The 15,525-nt window shown below is 60.7% G+C and carries 12 protein-coding genes; 4 read left to right on the plus strand and 8 right to left on the minus strand.

The genetic code is table 11. The features are described 5' to 3' along the window. The 4 genes from VL547_RS06890 to VL547_RS06905 all read left to right on the plus strand — a co-directional run. Nucleotides 1–1,044: Mrp/NBP35 family ATP-binding protein (locus tag VL547_RS06890; protein WP_325576629.1), on the plus strand; the 1,044-nt coding region annotated here is incomplete at its 5' end. Between the two features lie 3 nt (nt 1,045–1,047). After that, nucleotides 1,048–1,668 carry an FMN-binding negative transcriptional regulator gene (locus VL547_RS06895; protein ID WP_325576631.1) on the plus strand — a complete coding sequence of 207 codons (621 nt, stop codon included), beginning with the start codon at nt 1,048–1,050 and terminating at the stop codon, nt 1,666–1,668. 12 nt (nt 1,669–1,680) lie between these two features. After that, entirely contained in the window at nt 1,681–2,511 is an 831-nt protein-coding gene (gene pyrF / locus VL547_RS06900) for an orotidine-5'-phosphate decarboxylase (RefSeq protein ID WP_325576633.1), read from the plus strand. A 23-nt stretch (nt 2,512–2,534) separates the two neighbouring features. Beyond that, nucleotides 2,535–2,888 carry a hypothetical protein gene (locus tag VL547_RS06905; RefSeq protein WP_325576635.1) on the plus strand — a complete coding sequence of 118 codons (354 nt, stop codon included), beginning with the start codon at nt 2,535–2,537 and terminating at the stop codon, nt 2,886–2,888. Nucleotides 2,889–3,139: 251 nt separating this feature from the next. Here VL547_RS06905 and VL547_RS06910 read toward each other — a convergent pair whose 3' ends face one another. Genes VL547_RS06910 through VL547_RS06945 form a run of 8 tightly spaced genes read right to left on the minus strand, consistent with a single transcriptional unit; the run spans nt 3,140 to nt 15,496 of the window. Further along, nucleotides 3,140–3,928 (minus strand): heme ABC transporter ATP-binding protein, encoded by a 789-nt coding sequence (locus VL547_RS06910; RefSeq protein WP_325576637.1) that lies wholly within the window; start codon nt 3,926–3,928, stop codon nt 3,140–3,142. Further along, nucleotides 3,921–4,982, minus strand: coding sequence for an iron ABC transporter permease (locus VL547_RS06915; RefSeq protein WP_325576639.1), 1,062 nt, complete (start codon nt 4,980–4,982; stop codon nt 3,921–3,923). Before VL547_RS06915 ends, VL547_RS06910 begins: the two co-directional genes overlap by 8 nt. Then, nucleotides 4,979–5,836, minus strand: a complete 858-nt coding sequence (locus tag VL547_RS06920) for a heme/hemin ABC transporter substrate-binding protein (protein ID WP_325576641.1) — start codon at nt 5,834–5,836, stop codon at nt 4,979–4,981. The genes VL547_RS06915 and VL547_RS06920 overlap by 4 nt, the downstream gene beginning before the upstream one ends. Then, complete coding sequence (locus tag VL547_RS06925) at nt 5,826–8,138, minus strand: TonB-dependent receptor (protein ID WP_325576643.1); 2,313 nt, start codon at nt 8,136–8,138, stop codon at nt 5,826–5,828. Before VL547_RS06925 ends, VL547_RS06920 begins: the two co-directional genes overlap by 11 nt. A 36-nt stretch (nt 8,139–8,174) precedes the next feature. After that, nucleotides 8,175–8,696: a hypothetical protein gene (locus VL547_RS06930; protein ID WP_325576645.1), complete on the minus strand. Its 522-nt coding sequence runs from the start codon at nt 8,694–8,696 to the stop codon at nt 8,175–8,177. Beyond that, nucleotides 8,693–9,271 carry a ferric reductase-like transmembrane domain-containing protein gene (locus VL547_RS06935; protein ID WP_325576647.1) on the minus strand — a complete coding sequence of 193 codons (579 nt, stop codon included), beginning with the start codon at nt 9,269–9,271 and terminating at the stop codon, nt 8,693–8,695. Before VL547_RS06935 ends, VL547_RS06930 begins: the two co-directional genes overlap by 4 nt. After that, entirely contained in the window at nt 9,272–12,382 is a 3,111-nt protein-coding gene (locus VL547_RS06940; RefSeq protein WP_325576649.1) for a WD40/YVTN/BNR-like repeat-containing protein, read from the minus strand. 9 nt (nt 12,383–12,391) lie between these two features. Continuing rightward, the gene (locus tag VL547_RS06945; RefSeq protein ID WP_325576651.1) at nt 12,392–15,496 is read right to left on the minus strand and encodes a WD40/YVTN/BNR-like repeat-containing protein; all 3,105 of its coding nucleotides are present in this window, start codon (nt 15,494–15,496) and stop codon (nt 12,392–12,394) included. Between the last annotated feature and the right edge of the window lie 29 nt (nt 15,497–15,525).

The raw sequence follows: 15,525 nt of genomic DNA on the forward strand, positions 1-15,525 counted from the left end.
GGCAAGGATATAGTGACCCTGGACATGGTGAAGGATATACATATCGACGGACGGAAGGTGCGCTTCACGGTGGTGCTGACGACGCCGGCTTGTCCCCTCAAAGACATGATCCACAACGCCTGCGTCAACGCCATCCACCTCCTGATCGATAAAGAGGCGGAAGTGGACGTCAGGTTCACCGCCAATGTTAGTTCTAATAGATTGGATAACAAGCAATTACTGCCAAAAGTCCGGAACATCATCGCCGTGGTGTCCGGGAAGGGCGGTGTAGGCAAATCCACCGTGGCCGCGAACCTGGCCCTGGCGTTGGCTAAAGGCGGCGCGACCGTGGGGTTGATGGACGCGGATATCTATGGACCGAGCGTGCCCATCATGTTTGGTGTAAGGGGTGAACGGCCGCTTATGTCGACGATCGATGGGAAGAACATGATCGAGCCGCTGGAGCGGTATGGTATCCGGCTGATGAGCATCGGGCTGCTGGTCGATGAGAAGCAGGCGGTTGTCTGGAGGGGGCCGATGGTCTCTACCGCGATCCGTCAATTCGTCACCGACGTGCACTGGGGTGAATTGGACTACCTGGTGATCGATATGCCGCCGGGTACCGGGGACATCCACCTGACGCTGCTCCAGACCGTGCCGGTGACGGGCGTGGTGATCGTGACGACGCCCCAAAAGGTGGCCCTGGCGGACGCGCGTAAAGGGATCGCCATGTTCGGTCAGGCGCAGTTGAACGTACCGGTGCTCGGCGTGGTCGAGAACATGAGCTGGTTTACCCCCGCCGAACTCCCGGAGAGCAGGTATTACATCTTTGGAAAGGAGGGAGGCAAACGGCTCGCCGATGAATTCGACGTGCCCTTCCTTGGCGAGATTCCGCTGGTGCAGGATATCCGTGAAGGAGGCGACCAGGGGATTCCCGCCATGATAGGTGACGAGGCGCTGTCGCGCAAGGCCTTTATCGATTTTGCCGGGGCGACGGTGCGGAGCATCGCCATCCGGAACGCGCATATGAGCGCCGCGCGCGCGGCGAGCCTGGTCAACGCTTAGACGATGTATATACCCAGACGATACGAAGAAAAGGACCGGGAGGCGATCCTGTCGCACATCCGGGTGAACTCTTTTGCCATACTGGTGTCGGTGCTCGACGGAAAGCCCTTGGGGACGCATATCCCGCTGTTGCTTTCCGAAGAAGGCGAGTCACTTTACCTGACCGGGCACATCTCCCGGGGGAACGAGCAGCGTTTGTCGCTGGTTGACGGCGCTTTGGTGCTGGCGATCTTTCCAGGTCCCCACGCGTACATTTCACCTCGCTGGTATACGGAGATGAATGTGCCGACGTGGAACTATCTGTCGGTACACGCGTATGGGACGGTGTCGCTGATGGAAGGAGAAGCCCTGGCAGCGGCCGTTTCGGAGCTGGTGGACCATTACGAGCGGGGAATGCCCCATCCCGTCCACGTCTCGGAGATACCCGAAAAGACATTCCGGGACGACCTCCGGGGCATCGTCGGCTTCCGTATCCACGTGACCGAATTGCAGGCCGTGGCCAAGCTCAGCCAGAACCGCGATGACCAAAGCTATCACCATGTGGTTCAGGAGCTTTCCGCGTCCGATGACGCGGCGGCGCGGGCGGTGGCGGATGCCATGAAGGCAAGACGGGATATTTCGTAAATTTGCCGCGCCATGACACGTTCCGAACTGATACAATTGATACGCGATCGGGGTTCCTATCTCTGCGTAGGCCTGGATACCGATCTTTCACGGATTCCCGCCCATTTGCAGGATGAAGAAGATCCGATCTTCGCCTTCAACAAGGAGATCATCGACGCGACCCGCGACCTTTGCGTCAGCTACAAGCTGAACACCGCCTTTTACGAGTGTTATGGGGTCGAGGGCTGGCGGGCGCTGGAACGGACCGTGTCCTATATCGGCCCCGGGCACTTCCTGATCGCCGACGCCAAGAGGGGCGACATCGGCAACACTTCCACACAATATGCCAAGGCTTTTTTCGAACGCCTTGCCTTCGACTCGGTGACTGTTGCGCCCTATATGGGTGAGGATAGCGTACGACCTTTCCTGGAATTTCCCGGGAAATGGGCCATCGTGCTCGGGTTGACGTCTAACTCCGGGGCCTCCGACTTCGAGCTGCAGGATGTGGGCGGGGAGCTGCTCTACGAGCGCGTACTCCGTACCGTCAGTGGCTGGGGCACGCCGGACAACCTGATGTTCGTGGTCGGCGCGACCCAGACGCAGGCTTTTGCGCGGGTGCGGGCGCTGGTCCCGGATCACTTCCTGCTCGTGCCAGGCGTGGGGGCCCAGGGGGGCAGCCTGGCCGCGATATCGGAACACGCCGCGACCGGGGACGTGGGGCTGCTCGTAAATGTTTCCCGGGATATCCTGTACGCGGACGCCGGCAGAGGCTTCGCTTCGGCGGCCCGGGCCCGGGCATTGTCCTATCAGCAGGAAATGCAGCCGTACGTGGATAAAATTTTGCAGGTTAAAAATATTGGATAATTTTAGGTCATTCCTGCATACACGTGCGTTCGAGGTTCACGATATTACTCCTGTTGTTTTCGGTCCGGATATTCCTTGGACCCGTGACCTTTACCCTCGAAGGCGCTTCATCCGATCATATCGAAGAGGCTTTCAGCCACGTAAAGCTCCACAAGCGCAGGGCGTCTTTCATCGATTTGCAAAGGAAGGCCACGCCGCTGCATTTTGCGGCCGGCGCTTCGTTCGTGGTGCGTGAGGCGTCGATCCGCGTACCGGTCCCTATCGTGCGTCGCACGATGTTGCCTGTCGCTTATTCCGGGGTGAGCGTACGCGCGGTTCCCCTGCCTGAAGTCGCCTATTTTGCGCCCACTTCCCAAAAGGAAATATTATTGATATGACCCTCCGCTCCGGAGGGATGCATTGACGGCTACATACGTTACGTCTGTAGCCGCCTTTTCCAAACGCATTTATTGTACTTGCATCCGACTTAACATGCCACTCTCATTGGCGTTAATAGGATTACGGCCTGTTTCTACAGGCCGTTTGTTTTGCGGCGAGGGGGGCTTAGCCCCCTCGCAACCCCCCGTTGGCTGGGCGCTCTTGCGTGAGTGACCTGTAGTCCCTACAAGTTTAGGCATTATTCTCCAGATTAAATAACGGGCGGATGGTAAACGGCCAGCGGCGACGGGCCGAAAGGGGTGGGAATGAGGTGCACGGGGATGTCGTAGATGGCGGTGAGCAGGGCGGCGTTGACGTCGATGGTGGGAATATGCGCGACGAGGCGGCCGGCTTTCATGAAGAGCAGGGTGTCGGCGTATTGGAGGGCGATGTTGAGCTCGTGGAGGACGGCGATGACGACGAGGCCCTGCGAGGCCTGTTCGCGGGCCAGATGGAGGAACTGATGTTGGTACCGGATGTCCAGGCTCGAGATGGGTTCATCCAGGAAGAGGAAGCGGTTGCCGGTGGGCGCGGGCTCCCACACCTGGGAAAGGGCGCGGGCGAATTGGACGCGTTGTTTTTCTCCCCCGGAAAGCGTTTGATAGTCGCGGGCGGCCAGTCCGGCGATCGAGACGGCTTCCATGGCTTCGGCGCAAATGGCGCGGTCGCGGGCGGTGGGTGTAAGGTTGAAGTGGGGATAGCGGCCCATCATGACGATATCGGCTACCGGGAGGGGGAACTGGATGTCGGGGGACTGGCTCATGACGGCGCGGACGCGGGCGAGCGCGGGTACATGACCGGGTTCGAGCGGGCGGCCGTCGTAGCGGACGACGCCTTGGGTGGGCCGCAGGTCGCCGCTGAATATTTTTAAGAAGGTCGACTTACCGGAACCGTTCGGTCCCAGGATGACATGAAATAAACCGGGGGCAAAACGGGCGCTGATATCGTGCAGGATAGTACGATGGCCCAGACGGCAATGGATGTCCGCAACCTCAAGCATAGAACCCTCCTTTTTGGAGTTTCCGGTTGTTGCGTACGAGCAGGAAGAGGAATACCGGGGCGCCGGCCAGGGCGGTGACGATACCGATCGGAAATTCGGAAGGGGCGACGATGGTGCGCGCCAGCACGTCGGCCATATTGAGCAGCAAGCCGCCCAGCAGCGCGGACGCGGGGAGGAGAAAGCGGTTGTCGGCGCTTTTGAGGAGGCGTAGGATGTGGGGCACGATCAGACCGACAAAACCGATCACCCCCACGAAGGCGGTGGCTACCGCCACCAGGAGCGTGTTCAGGAGGATGACCTGTCGCTTGAGCCTGGCGGTGCGGACACCGAGATAACCCGCGTCGGTTTCACCCAGCATCAGGGCGTTGAGGGCTTTGCCGAGCCGGAGTGATAACAGCAGACCCCCGAGGGTCGAGACGCCGACGACGGCAACGCTGTTCCAGTCTGCTCCGGATACAGTGCCCAGGTTCCAGAATACGATACTGCGGGCCTGCGGGTCCCGGGCGACGTATGAGAAAAAGCCGGTGCCGCTGGCGCCGAGGGCGTTGACGGCGATGCCGGACAGGAGGAGGGTATTGACATTCGTTTTTCCAAAAACCCCGGAGAGGCGGTAGACGATCAAGGTGGCTGTCAGCCCGCCGGCGAAGGCGAAGAGCGGGAGTAGCAGCGGCCCGGCGAGACCTATCCAGGTATGTTGGAGCGTTTGTCCCATGACAAAGACAAAGGCCGCTCCCAGCGCCGCTCCGGAGGAGGTGCCGACCAGACCGGGTTCGACGATGGGGTTGCGGAAGAGGGCCTGCATCAATGCCCCCGAAACGGAAAGGGCGGCGCCGACCAATGTACACAAGATGACCCGCGGGAGCCGGATTTGTAAAAAGAGCTGTTCGCGGATGTTGCCCGAGGTTTCGTGACGGAAGGCGTGCGCCAGGTAGCGGCCGATGTCGCTGAAATCCAGCGACACCGCACCTACCCGCACCGAGAGCAGCAGCGCTCCCAGCAGCAACCCCGACAGGAGCGCGTAATAAACCCCGAATGGCCACCGGTTTGTATTCATCGTTGGTGGATCAGTTGAATGAGCTCGAGCACGTTTTGCCCGGTCCTGGGGCCAAGGTAAACCAAATCGTGTTCTTCGATCCGGTAGATCCGGTTGTTCCTCGCCGCGGGCGAGAGCGATATGCCCGGCAGTTGTTTGAATTTTTCGAGACTTCCCTGGAGGTCGTAACCGTAGTCGGTGGCCAGGATGACATCGGGCTGGGCTTCGGCGATGACTTCCGGGCTCAGGTTCCGCCACTTTTGGGCGGTATCGGCCGCGTTGACGGCGCCCGCCCACTCCAGCATCTTTTCGGGTATGCCTTTTCGGTTGAGCACAAAGTATTGGTTGGCGGCCTGACCGAAGTGGATGATGAGCACGCGGGGCGCGTCCTTCAACGTCTTGCGAACCGAGTCCGCCCTGTCCATGTCCGCGTCCAGCCGGGCGCATATCGAGTCGCCGGCGCGGGGATTATGGAACTCCTGTGCTACCTGCCGGATGAGGCGTTTGGTAGAGTCGATGGACTCGCCACCGTCGAACTGCCGGAGAGGGATACCCACTTTCCTGAGCTGGTCGATCACCGCCGGTGGACCCCAATTGCCGTCGTTCCAGACGACGCTGGGGTTCAGCGATATGATGCCTTCCGCATTCAGCGCGCGGTGATAACCCACGGTGGTGATCTTTTTGGCCGCGGGCGGATAGGTGCTCGAAATGTCGACGCCTACCAGGGCCGTGTCTCCACCCACCGCAAATACGATTTCTGTGAGCTGTTTGCTCACGCTGACGACGCGCAGGCCGTCCCTGTGGTTGGGCGTCGCACCGAACCTGCCGCAGGCCGTGAGCGCCAGGGCGACGGGTAACCAATGACTATAGCGCATAAGCGAGTTTTAAAGATCCATACCAGGTGGCATTGTAGGGCAGCGGCAGGAAGTGCGGGTCCGTCGTCCCCGCGAGGTTCCCGGAATAAAACAGGAAACTGTACACCGTGTTGTTCAGCAAATTGTCACCGCCGCCGGCGACGTCCAGGGTCAGGCGGCGCGCCAGCGTTTGCTTGTAGCCCACCTTGGCGCTGAGCAGGGAAAAGGCACGGGCATAATTGAGGTTATCGAAGGTATAAGGGACGCGGCCCACATAACGGTAGGTGACATACGCGTAAAATCCGGGTTTGGTTTCCAGGTCCAGACCAAGGTTGAGCACGCTTGGCGCAACTCCCGCCGCCTTGTTGCCGGAATAGCTCACGGTTTGCGCATTGTCGTTGTTGTCGCTTTTGAAATCCCGGTAGTGGAAGTCCGACCAGGCATAGGTCAGGAACGGCCTCAGGAGGGTGATTGCGGAGCGGCGGTCGTCGAGCAGCGCATAGCTGACGGAAAGCTCCGCGCCGAGGTCCTGTTGGCGCCCGACGTTGACATAATACGTATAGGTAGGCGTCGGGGGCGCGGCGGGCACGGTTTCGGGCGTGATCTTATCCTTCACTTCGAGGTCGAACAACGCCAGCTGGAACGACAGCTTCCGGTGGAGCAGGTCACCCTTGGCCCCCAACTCGTATTGGATGCCACGTTCGGGATCGAGTCCCGTGTTCACCTTGCCGATGGCGGCGATCACGACGTCACTGGTGGGCGGCGGTGTATATCCGGCGCTGACGTCGGCGTAAACGGAGAGGTGTTGCCCGAGGCCCTTGAGCAGCGACAGCCGGGGCGTGAGCGCGGGTGAAAAGTGTTTGTAGCCGGACTGGTTGGCGTGACCCGGTACGCCCGACATCATATCCGTTATGCCGAACTCGGTAAAGTTGAGGCTGGCGCCCGCGGTCAGGATGAACTGTTCCGGGAGGGTGAGCTTCCATTCGGTATAGACGTTGTAGGTCATCGAGCCGTTTTGGAGGTCACCCCGCATCGTACCCAGGGTGTCGTTGGTGAGGTTGTAGGATTTGTTAAAGGCCACCGTTTTCTCGAACTGCGCGCCGAGTATCCCATTGACGCCCTTGCCAGCGTATACGAACCCCGTCCTTCCCCCAAAGGTGAAGGCCTGGTTGTCGGTCAACCCGTGGGCAAAGGGTTGGTTGAGGGTGTACCCGTTCATAAACACAGTCGTCAGGTTGGAAAAGTGCGGGTCGATCTTGTATTCGTCGGTGGCACCCGTCCGAAAGCTCTCGATATCGACCAGGGAACGGTTGGCCAGGTAGGCCGGATCGCTCCACACGATCCGGTGGTAAAAGATGCTGTCGGTCATTTCACCGGCTAGCTGCTCCACCGAATGGGCGTACGAGAAATAGGTGGAAAGCGTGCTGCGTTCTCCGTTGAAAAAGCGCCCGCTGAACAGGAGATAGTCCTTCCGGTCAGCGCTGTTGGTCCGGAATCCGTTGGATTCCTGGTGCCCGTAGTTGAAGAACACGGAAGCGGTCGTGCCGGCGGTTTCGATCCGGGTGTTGTTGCGCCAGAGGCCATAGCTCCCCACGGTATTGTCCTCGACCACCCGGGTCTGGCCCGGCGGTGGCTGGAGGGTGTGGAGCACCACCGTTCCGGCGATACCACTCCCGTACAGGCTCGACTGCGGACCCTTGAAGACCTCCGCCTTCCCGATGGTGGTGAAGTCGATGTCGTCCAGGAGGGTGGTGCCGGTGGCGTCGGTCAGCGGAATGTTGTCCAGGTAGACTTGGGCGCCCTGGCCATTGAAATTGGTATTGTTGCCATAGCCGCGGATGCTGATCCGCTGACCACCCGAGGTCGTCCTGGATTGCATGTCCACGCCTGCGAGCAGGTTGAGCGCGTTTTCCAGGTAGAGGCCATTACCCCGGTTGAGGTCCTTTGTCGTAAGGATACCGACCGATTTGGCGACGTCCAGCTGGCCGTCCTTTTTTCCGGCGGACCAGCCGGTGACCTTTATGGTGTTGAGTTGATAACCGGATGGTTCCAGGAATACCAGCAGGGCCGTACGGGAGGGTTTGACGGTCAGGGTCCGGTCGAGATAGCCCACGTTGCTGACCGTGAGGGTAGCGCCGGCGGTCCATTCAAAGATGCCGTTCTCGTCCGCGATAACGGTTTTCCCGTCATCCCCGGTAATAGTGGCGCCGGGCAGGGGCGTATAAGTATGGGCGTCCACGACGGTGCCACGGACGCGCTGTTGGGCGTGGGTGGTTGCTACAAGCAGCAGCGAGGCCCACAAAAGGATGGTTTTGCGTAGCATAAATAAGGGATTGGGTACACGGCGGCTCGGGCCGAATCAGCTTTGGAAAAACGGGGATGCGGGCTGCTGGCGGGGCGGTCGCTTTTGGTGGGCCGGGTCGCCGGTGGGCAAAGGGGCGGCCGACTCGGGTGGATACGAGCGGGCGGTTTTGTGCCGGCGGAGCGGTAGCGTTATCCGGGCTACGGGGACCGCGTCCCCGATTTTCCCGGTGAATACGGGCGGCGTCTTTTTGTCCGGGCGTTGCCTGGTCAACTCCAGTACGGCGTCCGTGGCGTGTTCCTCTTCGGCGTCTTCCATGCAGTAGACAAAGGACTGCTTGCGGCGGATGACGTCGTAGAGCCGCCCATTCACCCAGCATTCATCGCCGCCGTCCTGCCAGCTGCCATGGGCGTCGACATCGGCGGCGGAGAAGCGGTGGAACCGTTCGTCCGGGAGGCTGCTGATCCATGATTTCCGGGCCTTTTCGCGCTGATGGGCCTGGACCAGCAGGAACTGCCAGTAATAAGCCAGCTGGGTATAGAACAACGTGGCCAGGAGCAATATGGAGGCTGGTTTCAAGCTCTTTTTCGATAATAACGGTAACGGGCAATCGTAGCGGCGATCAGTACCAGGGCGCAGACCTCGCTGAGGACCTTTTCGGCGTCAAAGAAGTCGACCGGCCGGTCCTTCAATTCCGGGTCCATGACGACGCCGTGTATCACGAACAGCAGCGCCGTTCCGTACGAGATCAGGTGGATATTTTTCCAGGCGCGAAAGCTCATCCGGCGTTTGATGACCTTTTGGGTCGTCACGATCACTACGATCAGCGCGTACAACGCGATCGTGCCAAGCCAAACCCAGGTCGCCTGGTGCGGGGCGTGCACGGGAAATGCGATGTCCAGCCAGGTGAATTTGGCGCCGGCATCGGGCAATAGCAGCAGGGGATGCGTCAGTGCCAGCACCAGCGCTACGTAGGCCGTCCAGTTATGGAGGTCGTCCAGGCTGACGCGCTTTACGACGGCTGGCATCCGCTTCCACAGCGACGACCTTTTATAAGCTGTGCTGAGCGCCATCCCCAGCAGGAGGTTGAAGGTGAGCACGCCCGTGGCGATCAATCCAACCGTCGATGAAATATCTAACCAGGAGGTGTCCATTTATTCGTCTTTTGCGCCTATGACGGGCACTTGTTTTTCATAAATCATCCGGTTCAGGCGGTCGAGGCCTGGGCCGAGTATGTCTTTCAGCTTATCGAGCTGGGCATCTACCTTGGCGCTGAGGTCCGCGAAGACGTCCCTGGCCTGTTTGCTGGGCGGCGTGTTGCCCGAAGCGGCTGCGTCGTAAAGACCGCCGAGCTTGTCGTTGAGCCTGATCGGGAAGTTCAGCATGTCTTCCGAGCTTTTGGATTTCGTCTGGTAGAGCGCCTCTTCCACCTGGGTCAGGCGGTGGCTCAGGCTGTCCGAGAGTTTGCGGATGTCCTTTTCGGTGGCGGTGTCCAGTCGACCGTTGAGGTCACTGAGCTGGGTGCGCACCTTCCGCAGGCGAAGGATGGCCTTTTGGACGTCGTCGAACTTGTCGCGTACCGCCAAAAGGAAATTCACCTGCTCGTCGTATTGCGCTTCGGTCAGATGGTAGTTCGGGTCGCCCTTGATGACAAAGGGAACGTCGACGGAGTCCTTGTCGAAACGCAGCCGGGCGCTGTATTTCCCGGGCGCTGCCTTTGGCCCGCCGGCAAAACCGTTCCACAATAACATGCCCGGTATGCGTTTGCCCTGGGGATAGTTCATGTCCCAGACAAAACGGTTCATACCCCGGTCGACCTCGATCTTGTCTTCGGTTTCGGCGGCTTTTGTACCAAACGTGCGGATCGGCTTGTGGGTCTTATCGAATATCGTAACCGACACGTTCGCGGAATCGGGATCGGCCCCGAGCCAGTATTGGAAGACGACGCCGTTCGGCGGATTTTCACCCACGTTGGACGGTTGGAAGCGGCCCCTGAAGCCGCCCATGCGCCAGGCGTCCTCCGCCGGGAAGGCATACAGGCGCGTCTGTTCCAGCGCGGCCGGCCGGTCGCGGATGTACCCCAGGTTGTCGAGGCTCCAGAAGGCGCGGCCCTCGGTGGCGATGAGCAGGGCGTCGTCCTTTATGGCCAGGTCGGTGATGGGCGTGACGGGGAGGTTCAGCTGGAAAGGTTTCCAGTTCCTGCCATCGTCGAAGCTGATGTACATGCCGAACTCCGTGCCGGCATAGAGCAGACCCTGGCGGACGGGATCGGCGCGGAGACAGCGCGCGAAATGTGTCGGGGCAAAGCCGGTCGTGATCCGGGTCCAGGTTTTGCCGTAGTCTTCCGTTTTGTAGACATACGGCGTATAGTCATCCAATTTAAAACGCGTGCCGACGATATAGGCGCCGCCCTTGTGGAAAGGATCTGGCTCGATACAGTTCCACATCGTCCATTTGCCCGCGTCGGCAGGCGTCACGTTGTCCCAGTGACCGCCACCGTCCCGGCTTGCATATACGAGGCCGTCGTCGCTGCCCGTCCAGAGCAGACCCTTTTCATAGGGCGATTCGGCGGCGGCGAAGATGGTGCAATAGTATTCGGCGGAGGTATTGTCCTTGGTGATCGGTCCGCCGCTGGAACCTTGTTTGGACTTGTCGTTGGTGGTCAGGTCGGGGCTGATGGCGGTCCAGGTAAGTCCCTCGTCGTCGGTGGCGAACAACTGGTTACCGGCTGCATACAAACGGCCCTGGGTGTTGGGCGAGAAGAACAAGGGGAAGTTCCATTGGAAGCGGAATTTCATCGAGTCCGCGCCGGAACCGGTGGGATTGTCCGGCCAGACGGTGATGACCCGGTTTTCGTCGGTGCGGTGATTCAGCCTGCCGATAAAGCCGTCGTAGTTGCCGCCATAGACAATGTCCGGGTCACGGGGATCGGCGACGACGAAGCCGCTTTCAAAACCGGCCGTGGAGGACCAGTCCTTGTCGGTGATTCCGATGCCGTTTGTCCGGCTTCGGATGCGTATGGTCGTATTGTCCTGTTGCGCGCCTAGCAGCCGGTACGGGAAGGCGTTGTCGGTGGACACCCGGTAGATCTGGGCGGTGGGCTGGTTGTCGGAACTGCTCCAGTTCCTGCCGCCGTCAAAAGTAACGTGTCCGCCCCCGTCGTCCGCGAGCGCCATCCGATTAGGGTCTTCGGGATCGATCCAGAGATCGTGGTGATCGCTATGCGGGGTGCGCATGGCTTCGAATGTCTTGCCGCCGTCGGTGCTTTTCATGAGCTCGACGTTGGTGCAATAAACGACGTCCTCGTTCCTCGGATCGGCGAATACGCGATTGAAATACCAGGCGCGTTGTTTGATATTGTTGTCTCCGCTGACCTTGGTCCAGGTTTTCCCGGCGTCCTTGCTGACGTAGAGACCGCCTTCCTTGTTCTCGATCATGGCGTAGACCTTGTCGGGGTTACTGGGGGCCACGGTTATATTCACCGCGCCCCAGACGCCCCTGGGCAGACCCCTGGCCCTGGAAATGTCTTTCCAGGTTTCGCCGCCGTCGGTGCTTTTGTACAAACCGCTGCCGTCGCCTCCGCTTTCCAAGCTGTATGGGGTCCTTATAACACGCCAGGTCCCCGCATAGAGGACGGAGGGGTTGCCGGGCTCCATGGCCAGCTCGGAGCAACCGGCCTGGTCGTTGATAAAGAGCACCTGTTTCCAGGTCTTGCCGCCGTCGGTCGTCTTGTATACGCCCCGGTTCCTGGCGGGTCCAAAGAGGTGGCCCAGCACCGCGACCCAAACGATGTCGGGATTCTTGGGGTGGATGAGTATACGGACGACGTGGCGGCTATCCGGAAGCCCGACGTTCTTCCAGTGCCGTCCGGCGTCATCGCTGCGCCAAAGACCGCCCATGCCTTCGGTGACGTTGTTGCGGATGGTGCCTTCGCCTTCGGCCGCGTAGACGATGGATTCGTCGCCGGGCGCCACGGCGACCGCGCCTATGCCACCCCCGAAAGAGCCGTCGGACACGTTTTTCCAGTTGCTCCCGCCGTCGACGGTTTTCCACAGGCCTCCCCCGGAGGAGCCGAAATAAAAGGTGGTTTTGCTGTGGACGGCGCCCGCCACCGCGTCGGCCCGTCCGCCCCGGAAGGGGCCGATGAGGCGGTATTTGGTTTGGGTATAGAGCGTCGAGTCGATGTCTTCAGTGACTTTGTGCTTCTGGGCCTGCAGGCCGGCAGTCGCCAGGATGCAGATTATGGACAGAAATATGGTACGCATGTTCATGGTTTAGAAGGTGATGGCGGGTTTACCGGCGGCTTTGAGGCGGTCGTTGACGGCTTTCAGGCCGGTTGTTTTGAGACTATTCCAGTCCGACACGGCTTTTTGCGCGGCGGTCTTCGCAATCATCAACGCTGCCGTCGCCTGCGTGGTCGGCGCCAGGTCCGCCTCTTCGAAGGTCGAGCAAAGACCGCCCAGGGCGCCTTCTAGCTGACCCAGGTTGGGCGTTTCAGATCCTCCCTGCGCCCGTCTCCCCCGTCGTACGGTCCCGGCCAGGGCCGTTACCCTGGCGTCGAGGTCCTTGACCGCTGGGTCGAGGTCGGCGTTGGCTGTCAACGCGCCGTGCAGTCGCCCGGCCTCGGCCAGCGCGTCCATACAACGTTTGCGCCAGGTATAGGCGTCCATCGACAGGTCGAATTGTTTTTGCAGATCAGCGACGGGTGTTTTCACGCGCGGATCGATTTTTATGTAGATCGGCTGGGTATAGGTTTTGCCTCCGACGGTGAGCCGTACCTGATATTTCCCCGGCATCACCCAGGGGCTGGTGGGCGAAGGGGCCGTATTGCCATAGACCGCGGCGATGGGGTAGGCCGGCGGCAGGTTCAGGGGTTGATAGTGCAGGTCCCACAGAAAACGATGCGGACCGGGTCCCGCGGACAGGATCTGCTGCGGCCGCACCCAGTAGAGCGGGATATTTACGTCCGGGACGGCGTAGGGGGTGTCCGTGCTGCTGTAATGCCTGACCATTTTGCCGGCGGCGTCGAGGATGTCCAGGCTTACCGGCCCGGTTGCATCCTTGCCGAGGTAGTAATCGAGAACGGCACCGTCGGGCGGGTTTTGGCCGGCGGGCTCTTCCTGCGGCAGGGGCGTATCCGGGTTCATGTCCCAACGTACGCGGACGGCGGTGTCGGGGCGGTAGAGCAAGGCGTCCGAAACGATGGCGCCTTCCTTCATCTGCCGGAGCGGCGCGATGTCGTCCAATATCCAAAAGGAGCGTCCGTGGGTGGCGACCACCAGGTCGTTGTCCTTGATGACCAGGTCGCGTATGGAAGTGGCGGGCATGTTCAGCCGCAAGGACTGCCAATGATCGCCGTCGTCAAAGGATACATAGACCGCGCGCTCGGACCCGGCCAGCAACAGACCCTTCTGCCTGGGGTCCTCCCGGACGGCGTTGATCGGGTCGTTCGGAAGACCGGTGACGATCTCCTTCCAGGTTTTGCCTCCGTCGCGGGTCCGGAAGAGGTGGGGATGCATATCGTCCAGCCGGATGCCGTTGACGGCGGCGTAGGCGGTATTTACGTCGGCATGACCCGCTTCAATCAGCGAAACCTTGGCCCAGGAGGGGATGGCCGGGGGCGTTACGTTTTGCCACGTCTTGCCGCCATCGTGGGTGACGTGGATGAGGCCATCGTCTGTTCCGGTCCAGATGGTATTGATGTCGCGGGGTGAGGGAGCAACGGTATAAATGACGCCCCGGCGGGCCATCTTTTTCACCGCGTCTGTGTTGTAGATTCCGACGCTGGCCGGGATGTCCCAGGTCTCGCGACTCAAGTCCGGGCTGATGACTTTCCAGGAGTGTCCGCCGTCCCGGGTCACGAAAAGGACGTTCCCCGCCAGGTACAGCGTATGGGGATCGACGGGGGAGAAGAGCACCGGGGCGGTGCGCAGGAAGCGGTATTTGCCGCTGCGGATGGCCTCGGGGGCGACGTTTTGCACCTGGCCGGTGCGTTTGTCGTAGCGTGTGATCTTGCCACCGTAAATGATGTTGTTGTCCAGGGGATCGGGGGCGATATATCCATACTCCTCGACGCCTACGGAGTGCCATTCCCGGAAGGTGATCTCGCCGTCGTTGCCCCTGGAGGCGATCCCGATCGACCCGCTTTCCTGCTGGGCGCCGTACACGTTATACGGAAATGCGTTGTCGGTGGCGACGTGGTAGAACTGGGCAGTAGGCTGATTATACCAGGAAGAAAACGTCCGGCCTCCGTTGACCGTGACGATCGCGCCCTGGTCGCAGGCTATGAGCATGATTTCCGGGTGGTCGGGGTTGATCCATATGCGGTGGTAGTCGTCTCCGCCCGGCGCCCCGCGGAAGCCATCCCAGGACTTGCCTCCATCCGAAGACTTCCACACGACCACGTCAGCGGTGTATACGATGTCCGCATTTTTGGGGTCGGCTTTTACTTCCGCAAAGTCGTCGCCCCTGCCCCAAAAGCGGTTGTCGCTGTTGAGCTTGGTCCAGGATTCGCCGCCGTCATCACTCCGGTAGACGCCCCCGTACGCGCCGGCGTCTACGGTGGCGTACAGCCGGTCGGGGTTGGAAGGCGCGACGCAAAAGCCGATACGGCCCAGCCCTTGCGCCGTCGTCGGCAGCCCTTTGGTCAGTTGATGCCAGGTCGCGCCACCGTCGGTCGATTTGAACAGCCCGGAATTCGGACCGTTCCAGGCGCCGTTCTCCCAGGGACCCTGGCGGCCCGCCCACAGGTCGGCGTAGACGACGTTCGGGTGTTGCGGGTCGATCGTCACCTGGACGGCCCCGGTATTTTCATCCTTGTACAATACCTTTTCCCAGGTCTTCCCGCCGTCGGTGCTCCGGTAGACGCCCCTTTCGGGGTTGGGTCCGTAGGGATGTCCCAGGACCGCCGCGAATACCTTGTCGGGGTCGGTGGGGTCGATGGCCAGACCGCCGATCTGCTGGCCTTCCGCCAGGCCCAGGTGGGTCCAGGTCGCACCCGCGTCGTTCGACCGGTAAACCCCGTCTCCCACGGACAGGTCGGGTCTTTGAATGCCCTCACCGCTGGCGACATAGACCACCTGTGGGTTGGAAGGCGCTACCGCCACGTCGCCGATGGAGCCCGTCGGCTGCTCATCGAAAATCGGGTCCCAGGTCCGGCCAAAGTCGGTGGTCTTCCAGACGCCGCCGTTGTTGACGCCGATATAGAATACGTTGGGCTGCTGGGGAACGCCGCACCCACCCACCGTCCGACCCCCGCGGTGCGGGCCGATCATGCGGTACCTCAAATTGGCAAAAAGGGCGGGATCCGGAGTCTGCGCCTGCACGGCGTTTAGGACAACGAAAAGGACCGGCAGGAGCCGGAAAGCGGTTTTACTCATGTCTGCGGTGTTAGAAGAGGCGAAAAAAG

The sequence above is a fragment of the Dinghuibacter sp. genome, from assembly GCF_035492835.1.
Taxonomy (GTDB): domain Bacteria; phylum Bacteroidota; class Bacteroidia; order Chitinophagales; family Chitinophagaceae; genus Dinghuibacter.

What these genes read in the sequence shown, in the direction of transcription:
- pyrF (WP_325576633.1), top strand. Translation starts at nt 1,681, where the DNA reads ATGACACGTTCCGAACTGATACAATTGATACGCGATCGGGGTTCCTAT.
- VL547_RS06920 (WP_325576641.1), bottom strand. Translation starts at nt 5,836, where the DNA reads ATGCGCTATAGTCATTGGTTACCCGTCGCCCTGGCGCTCACGGCCTGC.
- VL547_RS06910 (WP_325576637.1), bottom strand. Translation starts at nt 3,928, where the DNA reads ATGCTTGAGGTTGCGGACATCCATTGCCGTCTGGGCCATCGTACTATC.
- VL547_RS06915 (WP_325576639.1), bottom strand. Translation starts at nt 4,982, where the DNA reads ATGAATACAAACCGGTGGCCATTCGGGGTTTATTACGCGCTCCTGTCG.
- VL547_RS06925 (WP_325576643.1), bottom strand. Translation starts at nt 8,138, where the DNA reads ATGCTACGCAAAACCATCCTTTTGTGGGCCTCGCTGCTGCTTGTAGCA.
- VL547_RS06940 (WP_325576649.1), bottom strand. Translation starts at nt 12,382, where the DNA reads ATGCGTACCATATTTCTGTCCATAATCTGCATCCTGGCGACTGCCGGC.
- VL547_RS06945 (WP_325576651.1), bottom strand. Translation starts at nt 15,496, where the DNA reads ATGAGTAAAACCGCTTTCCGGCTCCTGCCGGTCCTTTTCGTTGTCCTA.
- VL547_RS06895 (WP_325576631.1), top strand. Translation starts at nt 1,048, where the DNA reads ATGTATATACCCAGACGATACGAAGAAAAGGACCGGGAGGCGATCCTG.
- VL547_RS06935 (WP_325576647.1), bottom strand. Translation starts at nt 9,271, where the DNA reads ATGGACACCTCCTGGTTAGATATTTCATCGACGGTTGGATTGATCGCC.